Annotated in this window: 7 protein-coding genes and 1 pseudogene; 5 read left to right on the forward strand and 3 right to left on the reverse strand. The window is 48.8% G+C overall.

The features are described 5' to 3' along the window. The first annotated feature begins 12 nt into the window (after nucleotides 1–12). The gene (locus Q4488_RS00575; RefSeq protein WP_303578497.1) at nucleotides 13–696 is read left to right on the forward strand and encodes a response regulator; all 684 of its coding nucleotides are present in this window, start codon (nucleotides 13–15) and stop codon (nucleotides 694–696) included. A gap of 380 nt (nucleotides 697–1,076) precedes the next feature. On the opposite strand, the pseudogene Q4488_RS00580 reads toward Q4488_RS00575, so the two are convergent. Then, nucleotides 1,077–1,238: pseudogene (locus tag Q4488_RS00580) on the reverse strand (IS3 family transposase); the annotation flags it as partial. Between the two features lie 432 nt (nucleotides 1,239–1,670). Here Q4488_RS00580 and Q4488_RS00585 point away from each other — a divergent pair. Together Q4488_RS00585 and Q4488_RS00590 are read left to right on the forward strand one after the other, a co-directional pair. Continuing rightward, a complete protein-coding gene (locus Q4488_RS00585; protein ID WP_303578498.1) occupies nucleotides 1,671–2,951 on the forward strand; it encodes an alginate export family protein in 1,281 nt (426 codons plus the stop codon). A 75-nt stretch (nucleotides 2,952–3,026) separates the two neighbouring features. Beyond that, nucleotides 3,027–4,436, forward strand: coding sequence for an aldehyde dehydrogenase family protein (locus tag Q4488_RS00590; RefSeq protein ID WP_303578499.1), 1,410 nt, complete (start codon nucleotides 3,027–3,029; stop codon nucleotides 4,434–4,436). A 174-nt stretch (nucleotides 4,437–4,610) separates the two neighbouring features. Here the strand turns inward: Q4488_RS00590 and Q4488_RS00595 are convergent, their stop codons facing one another. Beyond that, nucleotides 4,611–10,967: an AAA family ATPase gene (locus tag Q4488_RS00595; RefSeq protein WP_303578500.1), complete on the reverse strand. Its 6,357-nt coding sequence runs from the start codon at nucleotides 10,965–10,967 to the stop codon at nucleotides 4,611–4,613. A 3-nt stretch (nucleotides 10,968–10,970) separates the two neighbouring features. Next, the gene (locus Q4488_RS00600) at nucleotides 10,971–11,696 is read right to left on the reverse strand and encodes a response regulator (RefSeq protein WP_303578501.1); all 726 of its coding nucleotides are present in this window, start codon (nucleotides 11,694–11,696) and stop codon (nucleotides 10,971–10,973) included. A gap of 333 nt (nucleotides 11,697–12,029) precedes the next feature. On the opposite strand from Q4488_RS00600, the gene peaA reads away from it, so the two are divergent. Next, on the forward strand, nucleotides 12,030–13,625 hold the full coding sequence (gene peaA, locus Q4488_RS00605) for a quinohemoprotein amine dehydrogenase subunit alpha (protein WP_303578502.1): 1,596 nt from the start codon (nucleotides 12,030–12,032) through the stop codon (nucleotides 13,623–13,625). 62 nt (nucleotides 13,626–13,687) lie between these two features. After that, entirely contained in the window at nucleotides 13,688–15,121 is a 1,434-nt protein-coding gene (peaB, locus tag Q4488_RS00610) for a quinohemoprotein amine dehydrogenase maturation protein (protein WP_303578503.1), read from the forward strand. Nucleotide 15,122: the final 1 nt, after the last annotated feature.

Genomic DNA, 15,122 nt, shown 5'->3' on the forward strand with positions numbered 1-15,122 from the left:
GCTTAACCACCCATGATAAAAGTAATTATAGCCGAAGATGATCCACAGATCGCGGAGATCCAACGACGCTTTATTGAGCGGATAGAAGGGTTTGAACTGATCGGCATCGCCCACCGCTTAGCCGATGCTGAAGATCTTATCGACATCATGCAGCCTGATCTGCTATTGCTGGACATCCAGTTTCCCAGCGGCACCGGCTTTGATCTGCTGCGAAAAATCCGCGCTGGCAGCAATGCCATTGATGTGATCATGATCACCGCTGCCAAAGAGGTCGATACGCTGCGAGAAGCGCTGCATGGCGGGGTTTTCGATTACATTCTGAAACCGTTAGTGTTCGAACGACTACAGGAAACCCTCCACAACTATCAGCAACATCTACAAAAACTAGGTATGCTAGAAACCCTGGCACAGAGTGACGTTGACCGGGTGTTACCCCGCTCGAGTAGCACCCCAGAATCACCCGCAGATAATATGCGCCTACCCAAAGGCATTGATGCAATCACGCTGGACAATATTCTTAACGTATTCACCCAACGGGATGCACTTAACGCCGAAGAGGTGGGTGACATCATCGGCGCGAGTCGCACCACCGCTCGGCGCTACCTAGAATATTTAGTCAGCTGTTCTAAGCTGTCTGCCGAGGTCAGCTACGGCACGGTCGGACGACCAGAAAGGCGTTATCAGAAGTGTCGTTAGCGAGTAATTTAAGATTCAACATATAAACATCTACCGTTATATCTAAGGAAGGTGCGAATAAGTCCGTTATGTTCTCTGCGGACATTAGAATGGCCAGATACGCGAAAGCCAGTGCAGCGAAATGTCTGGACCTTTTCAAGCTGGCTGACAAAGTAGATGACCATTCTAATATCCGCCCTTCGGGGCTTTCAGAGAAGCAGGATCTCGGCGTTAACATTTTTCGACGTACAACCAGTATGCCTGTAACTGTTGCCTTGATCTCCAGCTTCTCTGTAAGCCAGAGGCGTAATTGACTTATTCGCACCTTCCCTAATATTCGAAAAGATAAACCCTCATTTTGTTTTTAAGCTTCTGAATCGCTCCATTGATCTATTACCCTAGTGATTACTACGCCAACCCATACTTGGCTTTCTCTTGCATCGTCACAGTAGCTGTCTGAATTTTATCCTCATGTAATGACTACCCTGATCGGAATGGAACATCACGCCTTGAGGTTTCCCACGAGACTCATAAGCCATTATCAACGCCTTTCCAGTCAATCTATCACCCTACAAAATCCAGATGATCTTGATAGTAAAAATGGGCGGGGGATATTTTGTTGCGGGATACTTGGCACACACCGTGCTGTTTAACGATACCTTTATTGCAAGGGCTCCGTGGGATAGCAGGATCGGCTACGATGATGCTTCTGTTTGTCAGTCCATTGCTGACTCCGGTCATTATCGATTTATTCAGCGTTGCCGTTGGTTGACAGGCGAGTTTGTTTTATTTCGTTACATTTCTGCACAACATTACACATTTCACAGAAACCTAGTTTACACACCGCCGTTAATCTGTTGTCAGTGCTCAATATATCAGTCTGTCGGTGAGTGTTTGTCCCCTCAATACTAACCGGTTAAGCAATCCAGTGTTGTGTACTGATTTCAGCATCTCATTATTATAAAAAAATCGCGGCTTCGCGGAGGAAAAAATCGATGAAAACATTTAACAGCCATAAGCTTTCGGGCTATTTGCTGACGGCGGCTGTCGCTTCGGCAACGGCCATGATGGCCATGTCAGCGCAAGCTTATAATCTCTATGCCGAGGATGGTGCCGAGCTGAATCTGGATATCGAAGCGGTGTTGGGTACTTTTAGCAGCGATGAAAACTATTTTGGTAAATCAGGTAATGGTTCCACTTGGCAAGAAGGTTATATCAAAGCCGGTTTCAGTGGCAGCAAGGCTATCTCTGAGAAAGCCACGATTTATGGTGGACTGAATTTTGTATCTTCCGGCACTTGGGGTGATGGCGATGCCGGTGGTAATACCGATGGTAGTGAACGCCGCACCGCTGTTGAAGATGCCTTTATCGGCTATCGTACCGATATGCTGGATCTATCATTTGGTCGTCAGAACTTCTCCATCGGCGATGGTTTCTTGATTAATGGTGATTCGTTAAATCTGGGTGAAGGTGTTTTCCCTGACTCTAACCGAGGTGGTGCTTATTGGTTAGCGGCACGTAAAGCGTTTGATAAAACCGCCATTGCGCGTATCGGCGGTGATGATGGTTGGCGGGGTGATCTGTTCTATCTGCATTCAGACAATAAAGCTCAGTCTGAAATGGAGCTGGCCGGTGCCAATGTTGAGTATATTACTGATATCGGTACTTTCGGTGGTACTTATATTAAAGGTTTAGATGCGGTGAATAACACCGCCCGTGACGGCCAGAAAACCATGAGTGTGCGTTATCAGGGTAATGCTGGCGTTGAAAACCTGTTCTTGTCGGCCGAGTATGCTGATCAGTCACAGGGTGATAACTCGGATGATGCCAATGCTTGGTATGCCGAAGCCGGTTGGACCTTTGCTGATGTGCCATGGTCTCCACAAGTGACTTATCGCTACACCAAATATGACGAGGGTTTTGATTCACTGTTTTACGGCTTTAGTCGAGGCTACGGTACGTGGTTCCAAGGTGAGGTAGCGGCTAACTATGCTGGGCCGTTTGGTGCATCGGCGACGATTCAGCACGTTGCCTTGAAGGCTTCGCCAACCGAGATGCTATCCGTTGGCGCACTGTATTTTGATTTTAGTGATTCAACCACCTTCGGTGCAAATTCAGAAGGCCAGGAAATTGATTTATATGCTGAGTGGGTGGTTAATGAGCATCTGATTATTAGTCCGTTAATCGGGGTGTATTCGCCGGATAACAGTAATCAGACGCAGAACAGTAGCGGTGATAACGTTTATGCTCAGGTGATTGCGATCGTACCGTTCTGATAACACCACATAAGTATAAATTGGCCGGTGCCTGATATGAGGGCACCGGCATTTCGGTAAGAAAGGAATGTGAGAATGAAACAGTATTCGTTAATAATTAATGGCCAACAAGTGGCAGGCGCGGAAGGCAACTTTGACGTTTTAAACCCAGCGACTGAGGAGGTCGTTGGTCTCTGCCCTGAAGCGAGTTTGGCGCAATTGGATGAAGCGGTGGCTGCCGCTCAGGCGTGTTATGAGACGTGGCAGTATTCCAGCACCGAAGAGCGTAAGGCGTTGTTGCATAGTATTGCCGATCGTATTGAAGCGAATGCCGATGAGTTGGCGCGCATTGTTGTTGCCGAACAGGGGAAACCGCTGTTTTTGGCACAGATGGAGGTCGGTGGCGCGGTGGCGTGGACACGGGCAACGGCTGAACTGGAGATGCCGGTTGAGGTACTCGAAGATAGCGAGGCTAAACGTGTTGAAGTACACCGTAAGCCGTTAGGTGTGGTGGGCTCTATTACGCCGTGGAACTGGCCGCTGATGATTGCGGTTTGGCATATAATGCCGGCTATTCGTTCGGGTAATACGGTGGTGTCTAAGCCTTCCGGTTTAACCCCGTTTAATACCATCCGTCTGGTTGAAATTATTAATGAAGTTGCACCGGCGGGGCTGGTGAATGTGGTTACCGGTGAATCCGGCATTGGTAGCGGTATCTCGGGTCATAAAGGTATTAGCAAAATCGTCTTTACGGGATCGACACCAACGGGGCAGAGCATTATGCGTGGTGCTGCCGATAACCTGAAGCGCTTGACGCTAGAGTTGGGCGGCAATGATGCGGCTATTGTGTTGCCAGACGCTGATCCTTCTACGATTGCTGCAGGGGTTTTCCAGACGGCTTTCCTGAACATGGGGCAAACTTGTGCGGCACTTAAGCGTCTCTATGTTCATGATTCTATCTATGAAGAGATGTGTGAGAAGCTCGCGGATGAAGCGGCGAAGCAAACCTTGGGTAATGGTTTGGATGAAGGCGTCACTTTTGGCCCGATTCAAAACCGCAAACAGTTTAATCTCGTGAATAATTTAGTGGAAGACGCCCGTGCCAATGGGGCGCGAATTCTGTGCGGCGGTGCGCCTCTCGAGGGTGCTGGTTATTTTTATCCGCCAACGATTGTCGCAGACGTAACCGATGGCTGCCGTTTAGTCGATGAAGAACAGTTTGGCCCAGTATTGCCGGTAATTCGTTATAGCGATGTTGATGATGCGATTAAGCGCGCCAATGCATCTGATGAGGGCTTAGGTGGTTCGGTGTGGTCATCGGATACGGCTAAAGCGGCCAAGATCGCGACTCGCTTGGAGTGTGGTACTGCCTGGATAAATGGTCATTCTGAGCTGTTGCCATACGCACCGTTTGGCGGCTGCAAAATGTCAGGCTTTGGTGTTGAATTCGGTCAGGAAGGCCTGTTGGAATATACCTCAACACAGGTTCTCAACATTAATAAATAGGCATGTTGTCAGTCAGCGGTGATGAGTACCTCTATGTGCTTGAGAGTACCGCTGATTGACGCAGGTGAGTAACACAAAAGTTTATCTATTTTTCACCCTGCCGGAGGGTTGTCCGGCGATCTCCTCTTTACCGTTTTTTGCCCCTCTGTGAGGGGCTTTTTTTGTTCTATTGGTTTAGGACGACTGTCGATGGCGCTGATTAAACGCCCGTAACTCCGCTAGGCTAATTTGTAATAAGTGGTGTAGCTCATCATGAGTCATGGCGGTCACCTTATCGCTGTCTTCTTCCAGTGCTTTGCAGTCGGCCGCTAAGGTCAGTAGGCCAAAGTTGGCTGCCGCACCGCTAAGCTGATGCAGGATGGCTCGCGGTTCGGTGGGATTATTTTGCTGCTGAGCCTGTTCTAGCTGTGACAGCAGTTGTTCACATTGGGTTTCTAGCTGATCAATGAGTCGCGTAAATTTTTCCACTCCCAACATATTCGCATGTTGCTGAATCAGCGATTGATTCAGATGGTGATGAGCGGGATCTGTGATGTCTGTACTGTTCATGGTCGGTGCGTCGTCTGTTAATGCCTGTTGTTGACCAATCAGGTGTTGTAGTTCGGTGAATTGGATCGGTTTGCCTATCACCGCATCGATACCGGCGGAATAGTAGTTATTGATCTCAGCTTCGGTGATGCTGGCGGTCAGCGCGATTACCCGAATATTGGCTTTGTCGTGATTGGCATGCTGACGTAAACGACGGGTGGTTTCCATACCGTCCATATCAGGCAGGTGAATATCCATCAAGACTAAATCGTAGTCATGTTGATCATGTTGCTGTAGCGCCTGATAGCCATTGACGGCAATATCCACATGGTGGCCATCACTCTCTAGTAGACCCTTGGCCACTTGCTGATTAATCTCGGTATCTTCAACTAATAAAATAGACAGCGGATGGCCTTCGAAGCGTTGAGCGGGCTGAGCTGAATTCTCCACTGTCTTGGCGGCGCGTTGGTAGGGTAGACTAAACCAGAAGTGGCTGCCTTTGCCTGCTTCACTGTCAAAGCCGATCTCTCCTTGTTGTAGTTCAATGATTTTTTTACTGATGGCTAAGCCGAGTCCGGTACCGCCATAACGGCGGGTAATTGAGGAGTCTGCTTGAGAAAAGTGTTGGAAAATACGTGGGTGAGATTCTTTTGGAATACCAATACCGCTGTCTTTAATGCTGACGTGGAGGCGGATCGAGTCATCATTCGATTGGCAACGGGCGGTGATAGTGACAAACCCTTGTTGGGTAAACTTTATCGCATTGGCGCAGAGATTCATTAATACTTGACTCAAACTACGTCGATCACCGATGACCGTCGTCGGCAGTGAATCGATGATGTTGAGCTGTAATTGTAATTGTTTGTTGTGCGCCATGGGGCGCAGTATCAATTCGAGTTCTTCTAATACTTGGCGGATAGAGAAGGGGGCTTGTTCAAGTTCGGTCTGTCCGGCTTCGACTTTGGTGAAATCTAAGACATCGTTGAGGATCGATAACAGCGTTTGGCCCGACTGATAGATTGCCTGCACCTGTTTACGCTGCTCGGCTTGCAGCGGTTGCGTTTCTAATAGCTGTGCCATGCCCAGAATCCCATTCATGGGGGTGCGGATTTCGTGACTAATGGTGGCGAGAAACTCTGACTTTGCTTGACTGGCGGCTTCCGAACGCTGCAGGTTGAGCTGCGCTTGCTCTTTCGCCTTACGCTCGGTGATATTCGTGAGTGAGCCTTCGTAATACAGTGCATTGCCTTGATGATCGAGCTCACGGCGGGCTGAGATCGAGAGATTGACACTGGAGCCATCACGACGCAACCACGCCGTCTCGAAATCGGTCACGCGGTTATTTTGCGCTAGCTGTTTCAAGAAGCTGTGCAGGTCATAGCTGTTGGCAAAGCACTGACTGGCAATATCGGTGATAGCATCGAGAAACTCCGCCGGTGACGCATAACCGAGCAGCTCTGCTAGCGCGGGGTTGGCGGAGATAAAGTGCCCTTGAGGGCTGGCTCTGAAAATCGCTTCAACGGTATTTTCGAATAATGAACGATACTCCTGCTCTGAATGTTTGAGACTGGAATACAGCTTGGCATTCTCGATCGAGATGGCTGCCTGTGCGGCTAAAATTTGCAGCGTTTCCAATCGCGAGGGATCGAATACGTTGCGACTCTCATTATTTTCTAGGTAGAGCACGGCGGTGAGTTCGCCGTGATAGAGAATCGGCATGCACAGTAGTGAGCGGGGCTTATGTTTGCGGATATACCGGTCCTGCATAAACATCTCATGACTATGAGCGTTGCTAAGGACAATGTTTTCTTGGGCGCGAGCCACATAATGGATAATACTGATGGGTAAGCGGTTGCTGTCCTCAAGCGCTAAGTCGTTAAAAAAATGCGGCGCTCGATCGGCTTCTGCTTCGGCTTCGATATAGAGGTGCTCTTTTTTCTTGAGGATGAGAGTCACGCGTTGCGCGCCGGCACTTTCCAACGTGAGTGTCATCAGTCGACCGAGCAGTTTTTCGAGTTCTATCTCATCAGAAATCGCCTGAGATGATCGGATAACCGAGATAGTATCCAAGTGTTGATTGGACAGCTGTGCAGCATCGTCGACATTGATAACGGTTTTGTCATCGGCTCTATTGGATATTTTTCGATCATCGAAGATCCCCGGATATTGCTGCTGCAGCTGCTGTAACTTAGGCTTTATCTGGAGATGTGCATAGCTGTCCCAAGCCTCGTTGAGGTAGGTTTTAGCAATATTGTCTTTATGCCATTGAAGATAGCAGCGCCCAGCGGCCTCTTTAGCGAGGGCTGCTATAAGGTAAAAACGATTGCTTTCGGCGGCATTAATGGCGCTATCGTAATAATCCATTGCTTGACTGTATTGTTGATTCACCCGATACAGCTCAGCTTGCAGGAGTGCTGCGTACAGTTGATGATTATCGGGGCAATGTTTTGCCCAGCGCTTAGCACGTTGCAATAATCGCTTCACCTGTTTTAAGCGATGACGTTGATGCATCACACTGCATTGTTCTATCTGCGCTAACAGCGTTAGGGCAGTCATGTAATCGAAGCAGGCGTAAGTGTAAGTGCCGACTATATGTGGTTGATAGGGGGCGCCGGTTTGACAGTGGTGTAGGGCTAAGGGGTAATCTTCGACAATATAGCAGTACAGTGCCGCATAATAATGGAACGTCGCAATGGCGGTGCGGTGATCTTCTCGATGGTTCTCATCGAGCATCTCTTGAGTAAAAAAGCGCCCGAAAAAATGATTGGGCCTTGGATTGTGACCGAGAAAGTTATCGATCGTTTGCAGTGCCTGCAAGGAATATTGAATCGATGGTTTTTGCCCGTGTTGTTGTAATGTTTGGGTATAATTTTCGATAATCGGCTGAATATCGGCAAAGTTGTCTGTCTGCGTGAAGGCATACTGAATCCAAGCGGCGAGGCTATAGCTACCCCATTCAACATCACCACAGTTGAGCGCCTGTAGGTGGCCTTCTAACAGCGAGTCGGCGGAGTTTTTTAATGGCTCTTTCCAGTGCCGTACATAGCAATCAAATAGCGAAGTGGTGCGGTGATGTAACAGTCTATCGGGTTTTTTATGATCCAGCTGCATCGCGATACAGCCTAATTTATAGCCTTGTTCAATCGCGAAGTATTTACCACATAGGGTGCCGCCATATCCGGCAAAAGCCATCGGCGAATGGGCGGTGATACCCCGTGTGAGTGTTAGCTCGACCTCTTTGGCCATGATTAAGGGACGCAGTGCTGAGCTCGAAAATTTCACGGCACCAAACATGCTTGCGAGAATCGACAGCGCGGCCAGATCATGGGGGTCTTGCATGGGTGGCGCATTGAGTAGCTGTTCTTCCGTGCGTCGGTGCAGCAACCACTGAGTGCGCAGTATGCCTTTCCAGATATGGATCTGACTCGGATTGGATGGCAGTACGATGCCTAACATCTGCAACACATGGAGCGCTTCGTGCATCGCCTGTTCGAATTTATTGCGGGCGATATAGGATTGAATTCTAATCTCATAGACTTTAACCCGATCAAGCACATGATCGCAGTTGACGATAACCTCATCGATCAGGTAGTTCATCTGTTCAAACTGCGAACTGATATAGGCGGCTTCGGCACCGCTTTTATACAGCGTTAACGTCAAGTCATAATGCTGCTTCCAGCTGTGATCTGGCAGTAGCTCAATACCGATTTGAAAATACTCTTGGGCGGCATCAAAGGCGGCGGAATCAAGCGCCTGCAAGCCAGACTGGCAGTTTAGTGAAGCCAGTTCGGTGAGCTCCTGACTGGACTCTATCAATGAGCGGGCGCTATTCAGATGGTTAGTGATTTCAAACAGGGGGGCGCTGCTTTGGCCGATGAAGCGTTGTTGCAGTAATCGGCCGATTTGAAGGTGCAGCTGTTGGCGTAACGCTTCAGGGATGAGTGAATAAGCCGCTTGTTGAATACGATCATGTACAAAGCGGTAACGGTGACGCTCAAAGGTCTGCCCTGAAAGGCTCGGATAGTTGATGTTCAGTGGAATGAGGAGGCCTTCCTGTACAGCATCAACGAGGTCGTCAGTCACTTTGGGGATGGTCTCTTCGAGTACCGTCGATAGGGTGTTAAGATCGAAGGGGTTACCGATACAGGCGGCTAACTGTAACGCGGTCTGACTTTTTTTGGATAATTTTTGTATCTTATGGACCATTAGATCGATAACGTTATCGCTCATCTCCCGCGCTTGAATTTTGCCTTCGTCCCATTGCCAGCGGTTTTCATGAAAACTAATCAGACCCTCATCATGCAGCGAGTAGAGAAACTGAATCAGGAAAAATGGATTCCCCTGTGTTTTCTCCAAACAAAGCTGCGCTAGCGCGGTACAGCGTTGAGGCTCGGTTCTTAACGTATCGGCGATCAGGCGCACAATTTGGGCTTTGTTTAAAGGCTCCAGCAAAATTTCGCTGAGGTTGCAGCTGCCTGTTTTGATACGTTCGATCGTCAGTGTCAAAGGATGCGTGGGACCCACTTCCTGATCACGATAGCTACCGACTAACAGGAGATTAGGGATATCGCCGTTTTCACACAGCGAAGAGATTAGATTTAAAGACGCCAGATCGCCCCAATGTAGGTCATCAAGAAACAGCAGTAGAGGCTGCTCTTCTGTGGCGAACACCTGTAAGAGTGTTTTGATGAGTCTGGAAAAACGATTCAGCTCTTCTAGCGTCGAGGCTCGGCCTTCATTTGGCTGTTGACCGATCACCAGCTCTAATTCGGGCAATAAGCGTATTAAAGCGCAGGCATGCTGCCCTAGTGCTGTCAGAATGGCATTCCGATAGTGGGATATTTCCTGTTCGCTTTCGGTGAGAAGTTGTCGAATTAGCGCCTGTAGTGCGGTTAGTATGCCCGAGTAGGGACGGTTGCGACGAAATTGATCGAATTTGCCGCTAATAAAGCGACCATTTTGCTCGTAAATATAATGTCGTAGTTCATGCACTAGGCTGGATTTGCCGACTCCCGCATAGCCGGTAATCAATATCACTTCTTGGCGACGCATGATCATCCGATCAAAACTATTGCGTAGTTTTTGGATGGTGGCGGCGCGACCATAGAGGCGTTGCGGCACTGAGAAGTGTTCGGAAATATCTTGGCTGGCCAGATTAAATAGGGGAATCGAGTGTTGTTGTTGCCAGAAAACCAAACATTTCTTCAGATCTTGAGAGAGAGCAAAGCTAGATTGATAGCGCTCGGCAGCGTCTTTGGCCATCAACTTGATGATAATGCGGCTTATCATCTCCGGTAGCGCCGGATTGACTTTATGCGGGGCTTTGGGATGCTTCGCGATATGGCTATGAATCAGTTTGAGTCGCTCATCACTGCGAAAGGGGGGGCGGCCACAAAAGGCTTCGTAAAGGGTCACACCGAGACTATAGAAATCGCTACGGTAATCGATATGACGATTGATACGGCCGGTTTGTTCTGGGGCAATATAACGCAGATCGTCAATCGAAAGCTGTTGAGAGTTCCAACTGGCCTGTTCGCGGGTGAGCCGCGTGGCGAATGAAAAATCGATTAGCTGCACACGGTTGCTCTCGGCTAACCAGAGAATATTATCGGGCGATAGTTTTTTGTGGATAACCCGTTCGCTATGTAAGCGGCCGAGTAGTTCGCTGATACCGATGGCAATCGGTAAGAGCTGATGCCAGCTGAAAGCGTCTGACTGAAGTACTTGTCGCAGTGAGCGGCCACCGAGATCGGGGAATACCAATATCGCTTGGCTAGGAGAAGGAGTCAGAGAGAGAGGCGCAACAACGCCTTGTATATCGAGAGAGCGCAGCAATTGTTCTTCATGCTCGAAGCGGTTTAACTCCTCAGGCGTATTGGTGTTGTTATTGAGTTGCTTAATGATAACGGGGGTTTGATCACTTTCCCTGATGGCGCATCGAATCGTGCAATGCTTGCCCCGATGAATGGTCGTCAATAACTTAAATCCAGCTAGGTAGCCCATGGGCTAGTTTACCTCGCCAGCATACATATAACCGGCCCCGTGAGCGGTTAAAATAAAGTGAGGGTTGAGTGGATTATCGTTGAGCTTGCGTCGTAAACGACCGATTAAAACATCGATTGAGCGATCATTGGGTGTCCATTCTCGATCATGAATCGCATCCATGAGTTGATCTCGGCTGAGCACCTGCCCGCGTCGACTAATTAATGCATGAAAGAGTTTAAATTCACCTTCCGGAAGGCGTTCTGAGCTGGCGTCAGGGCTGGTTAATAAGCGTCGACTGCAATCCAATGTCCAGCCTTCAAAGTGAATCAATTCGCTGCGATGACTGTGTGCCTCTGGGTTGGCTTGATCGGTGACTCGCCATAACAGGTTTTTGGCTCTCACTAACAGCTCGCGGGGGTTGAAAGGTTTGGTGACATAATCATCGGCACCGAGTTCGAGGCCAACGATACGATCAATCTCATCGCCTTTACTGGTCACGAGGATGATACCCACTTTAGAGTGGGTGCGTAGCTCTCGTGTGAGTGATAAGCCATCTTTACCGGGTAGATTAATATCTAACAAAACCAGAGTGATGTCTTCATCGAGTACCCGTTGGACGAGGCTTTCACCGTGATCGGTTTCGCTCACGCGGTAGCCTTCGTTTTCGAAATAACTGACCAATAAGGCGCGTGAAGCAAAGTCATCTTCAATGATCAAGATATGTGGCTGCGAAATGGATAGAGTCATGATCTACAACTATTATTAGTTATTGTTAATCGTCAAGGGCGAGTCTAGCAAGCCGTTGGCTCACATAACAGTCGGCCTTGTTAAAGGTTTTAGTCAATTTGTTTTTCTTAATTGTTTGTATTATAAGAGTTTTATTTTATCTTAATCTGCTTGCGTTACATTTTGTTACATTAACTAACAACTTAGCACAAATCCCCGAAAATTCATTTACACCTGACCGTTAATTTGATCCAAGCTGGTGAACAGCGTTCTAATAATCAAAGATGAGGGCCTGCGCCGCTATTACATATCGATGTCGGTGCTGCAAAATAATTCTTACAGGAGTGATTGGCCTTGAACAATAATAAATCCAAGTATGCACTACTCAATGCGAGTGCACTGGCTCTCGTGGGGACGATGTTAACCCCTGGAGCAACCTGGGCTATGGATGGAAATGAGCTTATTAAGGAGAAGTGTCTTGCTTGTCATACTCAGACAGGCAATCCTGAACAGCCTTATTCCAGAATTAGTGAGCAGCGTAAGACGCCAGAGGGTTGGCAGATGACGTTGCAACGTATGGAGCATCTGCACGGTTTGCAGGCAACAGCCGAAGAGAAGCAAGTGCTGATTAAGTATCTATCCGATACGCAAGGGTTAGCCCCCTCCGAAACGGCTGACTACCGTTATGTACTAGAGCAGAAACCTAATATTGTTGAGGACGCTGATCCTGCTTACGCTGAGATGTGTGGCCGTTGTCACTCGAACGCTCGTTTCGGATTGCAGCGCCGTACTGAAGGTGAATGGAAAGAGTTGGTCGCCACGCATATGGCGGTGCACCCAACCCTCGAGCTACACGCGTTGTCGCGTGATCGTCGTTGGTACGATATTGCCTTGAATGAAACTGCACCTAAGCTAGCGATGGATTATGCCTTCGATGATACGGCTTGGGCTCAGTGGGAAAAAGCGGCGAAACCAAGCTTGACCGGTAGCTGGTCGGTTGCGGGATTCATGCCTGAAAAAGGCGAATACAGTGCCGTACTGACTGCCGCTCAAACCTCAAAAGATAACTACTCCGTCACTATGGTCGGTCATTATGCTGATGGCTCGAAACTGAGCGGCACGGGCAGTGCGAAAGTCTTTTCTGGTTTTGAATGGCGTGCCGGTTTGACCCTAGATGGTGTTCGTGTGCGTCAGGTGATGGCGGCCTCTGAAGATGGCGCTACGCTGACAGGACGGATGTATCAAAGCGCTCATGATGAGATGGGTGGCGAACTAAAAGCGATCAATGGCTCCGCTATTGTGACCCTGTCTCCAGCGGCAATTAAGCAAGGAGAACAAACTCAAATTACCATTAAAGGCGGTTACCTCGAAGGTACGGTGAAACTCGGCAAGGGTGTTCAGGTGATGAAAGTCCTGTCACGTGATGCTGATCGTGTTGTGGTGTTAGCTAAAGCATCGGCGTCTGCGGCTGTGGGTATGCGTGATGTGACTGTTGGCTCAACCAAGGCGCAAGCGCAACTGGCTGTTTACGATAAAGTCGCAGCGGTGCAGGTGTCTCCTATGCAGGGGTTGGCACGTATCGGTGGCAACGGTGGCAAGATTCCTAAGGTGAAATCAACCTTCCGAGCGATGGCTTTTGCGACGGGTGCTGACGGTAAGTTAGGCACGGATGATGATTTAAATCTCGGTTATATGCCTGCGAGTTGGTCGCTGAAACCACAAAACGAAGTGGCGAAAGAAGATAAGGATCTTGAGTTTGCCGGCACGATCAATAGTCAAGGTATCTTTACCCCTGGCGACACGGGTCTGAACCCTAAACGTCGGATGTCTGCCAATAACGTCGGCATGTTGACGGTGGTTGCAACGGTAAACGAGGCTGGTAAGGCGATTGAAGGTGAAGCCGACCTGTTAGTGGCCGTGCCAATTTATATCAAGCGTGCCATTCAGTAAGACGCATACCGATAACAATTGTGAATGACCGCTGTTACCAATAACAACAAGAGAAATTGAATATGGGATCTTTAACTCTGGTAAAACCCAATCTGCACCTAGTGGATGTGGAGGAACGACGGATGTTGTTTCATGTGCCAACCAGTAGTCTGTTTGAGCTGGATGATCTGGGCCGAGAGCTGATCGAACTGTTTTCCTCAGAGGGGGAGGTGACTGCGCCTCAAATACGAGAACGGTTTGATGGTCGGTTCAATGCCGGTGATGTGGTCGATACACTGGATGAGTTAAAGACACTGAAGATTGTGGTGGAAAAAGGAGCGCGGGAGCAGATCAATATCGATCCGAAACCGGTGGATCAATTTCCGCTAACCACTATTGTGTTAAACACCAATACCGGTTGTAACCTCAGCTGTACTTACTGTTACAAAGAAGATCTGACCACTCCATCCGAGGGTGACAAGATGAGCTTTGAAACCGCGGTTCAGTCGATTGACATGATGCTGAAGGAATCTCCGGATCAGCGTCAGTACAACGTGGTGTTCTTCGGTGGCGAGCCGTTAACCAATATGCCGCTTATACGTAATGTGGTGGCTTATTGTGAAGAACTGTTCTCGACCCGTGAAGCAGAAGTGAGCTTCACCATGACCACCAACGCCACTATGTTAAATGAAGATTTAGTGGACTGGTTTAACGAGCACCGTTTTGGCTTAACCATTTCGATGGACGGGCCTAAAGCGATGCACGATAAAAACCGGATTAGTGTGGGTGGGCAGGGCACTTACGATGTGGTTAAACGTAAGGCGCAAATGGTGTTGCAGCGATATAACGCACGTCCCGTTGGCTGTCGCGTTACGCTGACGCGAGGCATCACCGATGTGGAAGCCATATTCGATCACTTGTATCACGATCTCGGCTTTGCCGAAGTGGGCTTTGGGCCCGTCACATCAGGCGATATCTCTTCATTCAATCTCACCGGTGAAGAGATGGTTGAGGTGTTTGCGGGTATGAAGCGGTTAGGTCAAAAATATCTGGATGCGGCACTTGCGGGTAAAAACCTCGGCTACGGCAATATGCATATGCTGATGACCGATATTCATGAGGGCAATAAGAAACAACTGCCCTGTGGTGCGGGTGTTGGTTTGCTCGCGGTTGATACCCAAGGGGGGATTAATCTCTGTCACCGGTTTACAGGCTCCGATCAGCCTCTGTTTGGTGATGTGAGCGAAGGCTTGGATAAACCGGCGCTGGCAGAATTTGTTGAAACCCGATTAGACCGTACCGATACCGGCTGCGAAACCTGTCGCATCCGTAATATCTGTTCTGGCGGTTGTTATCACGAGAGTTATGCCAAATACGGTGATGCGACCGTACCCTCTTATCACTACTGCGATCTACTGCGTGACTGGGTTGATTTTGGTGTTAGAGCGTACACGCGCATCATGCTAGAAAATCCGGGCTTTTTTGAAGCCCATGTGACTCCGCGACGAGGAGCTTAAA

This window comes from Amphritea sp. 1_MG-2023 (assembly GCF_030547545.1).
Lineage (GTDB): Bacteria > Pseudomonadota > Gammaproteobacteria > Pseudomonadales > Balneatricaceae > Amphritea.

What these genes read in the sequence shown, in the direction of transcription:
- Q4488_RS00590 (WP_303578499.1), top strand. Translation starts at nt 3,027, where the DNA reads ATGAAACAGTATTCGTTAATAATTAATGGCCAACAAGTGGCAGGCGCG.
- Q4488_RS00585 (WP_303578498.1), top strand. Translation starts at nt 1,671, where the DNA reads ATGAAAACATTTAACAGCCATAAGCTTTCGGGCTATTTGCTGACGGCG.
- Q4488_RS00600 (WP_303578501.1), bottom strand. Translation starts at nt 11,696, where the DNA reads ATGACTCTATCCATTTCGCAGCCACATATCTTGATCATTGAAGATGAC.
- peaB (WP_303578503.1), top strand. Translation starts at nt 13,688, where the DNA reads ATGGGATCTTTAACTCTGGTAAAACCCAATCTGCACCTAGTGGATGTG.
- Q4488_RS00595 (WP_303578500.1), bottom strand. Translation starts at nt 10,967, where the DNA reads ATGGGCTACCTAGCTGGATTTAAGTTATTGACGACCATTCATCGGGGC.
- Q4488_RS00575 (WP_303578497.1), top strand. Translation starts at nt 13, where the DNA reads ATGATAAAAGTAATTATAGCCGAAGATGATCCACAGATCGCGGAGATC.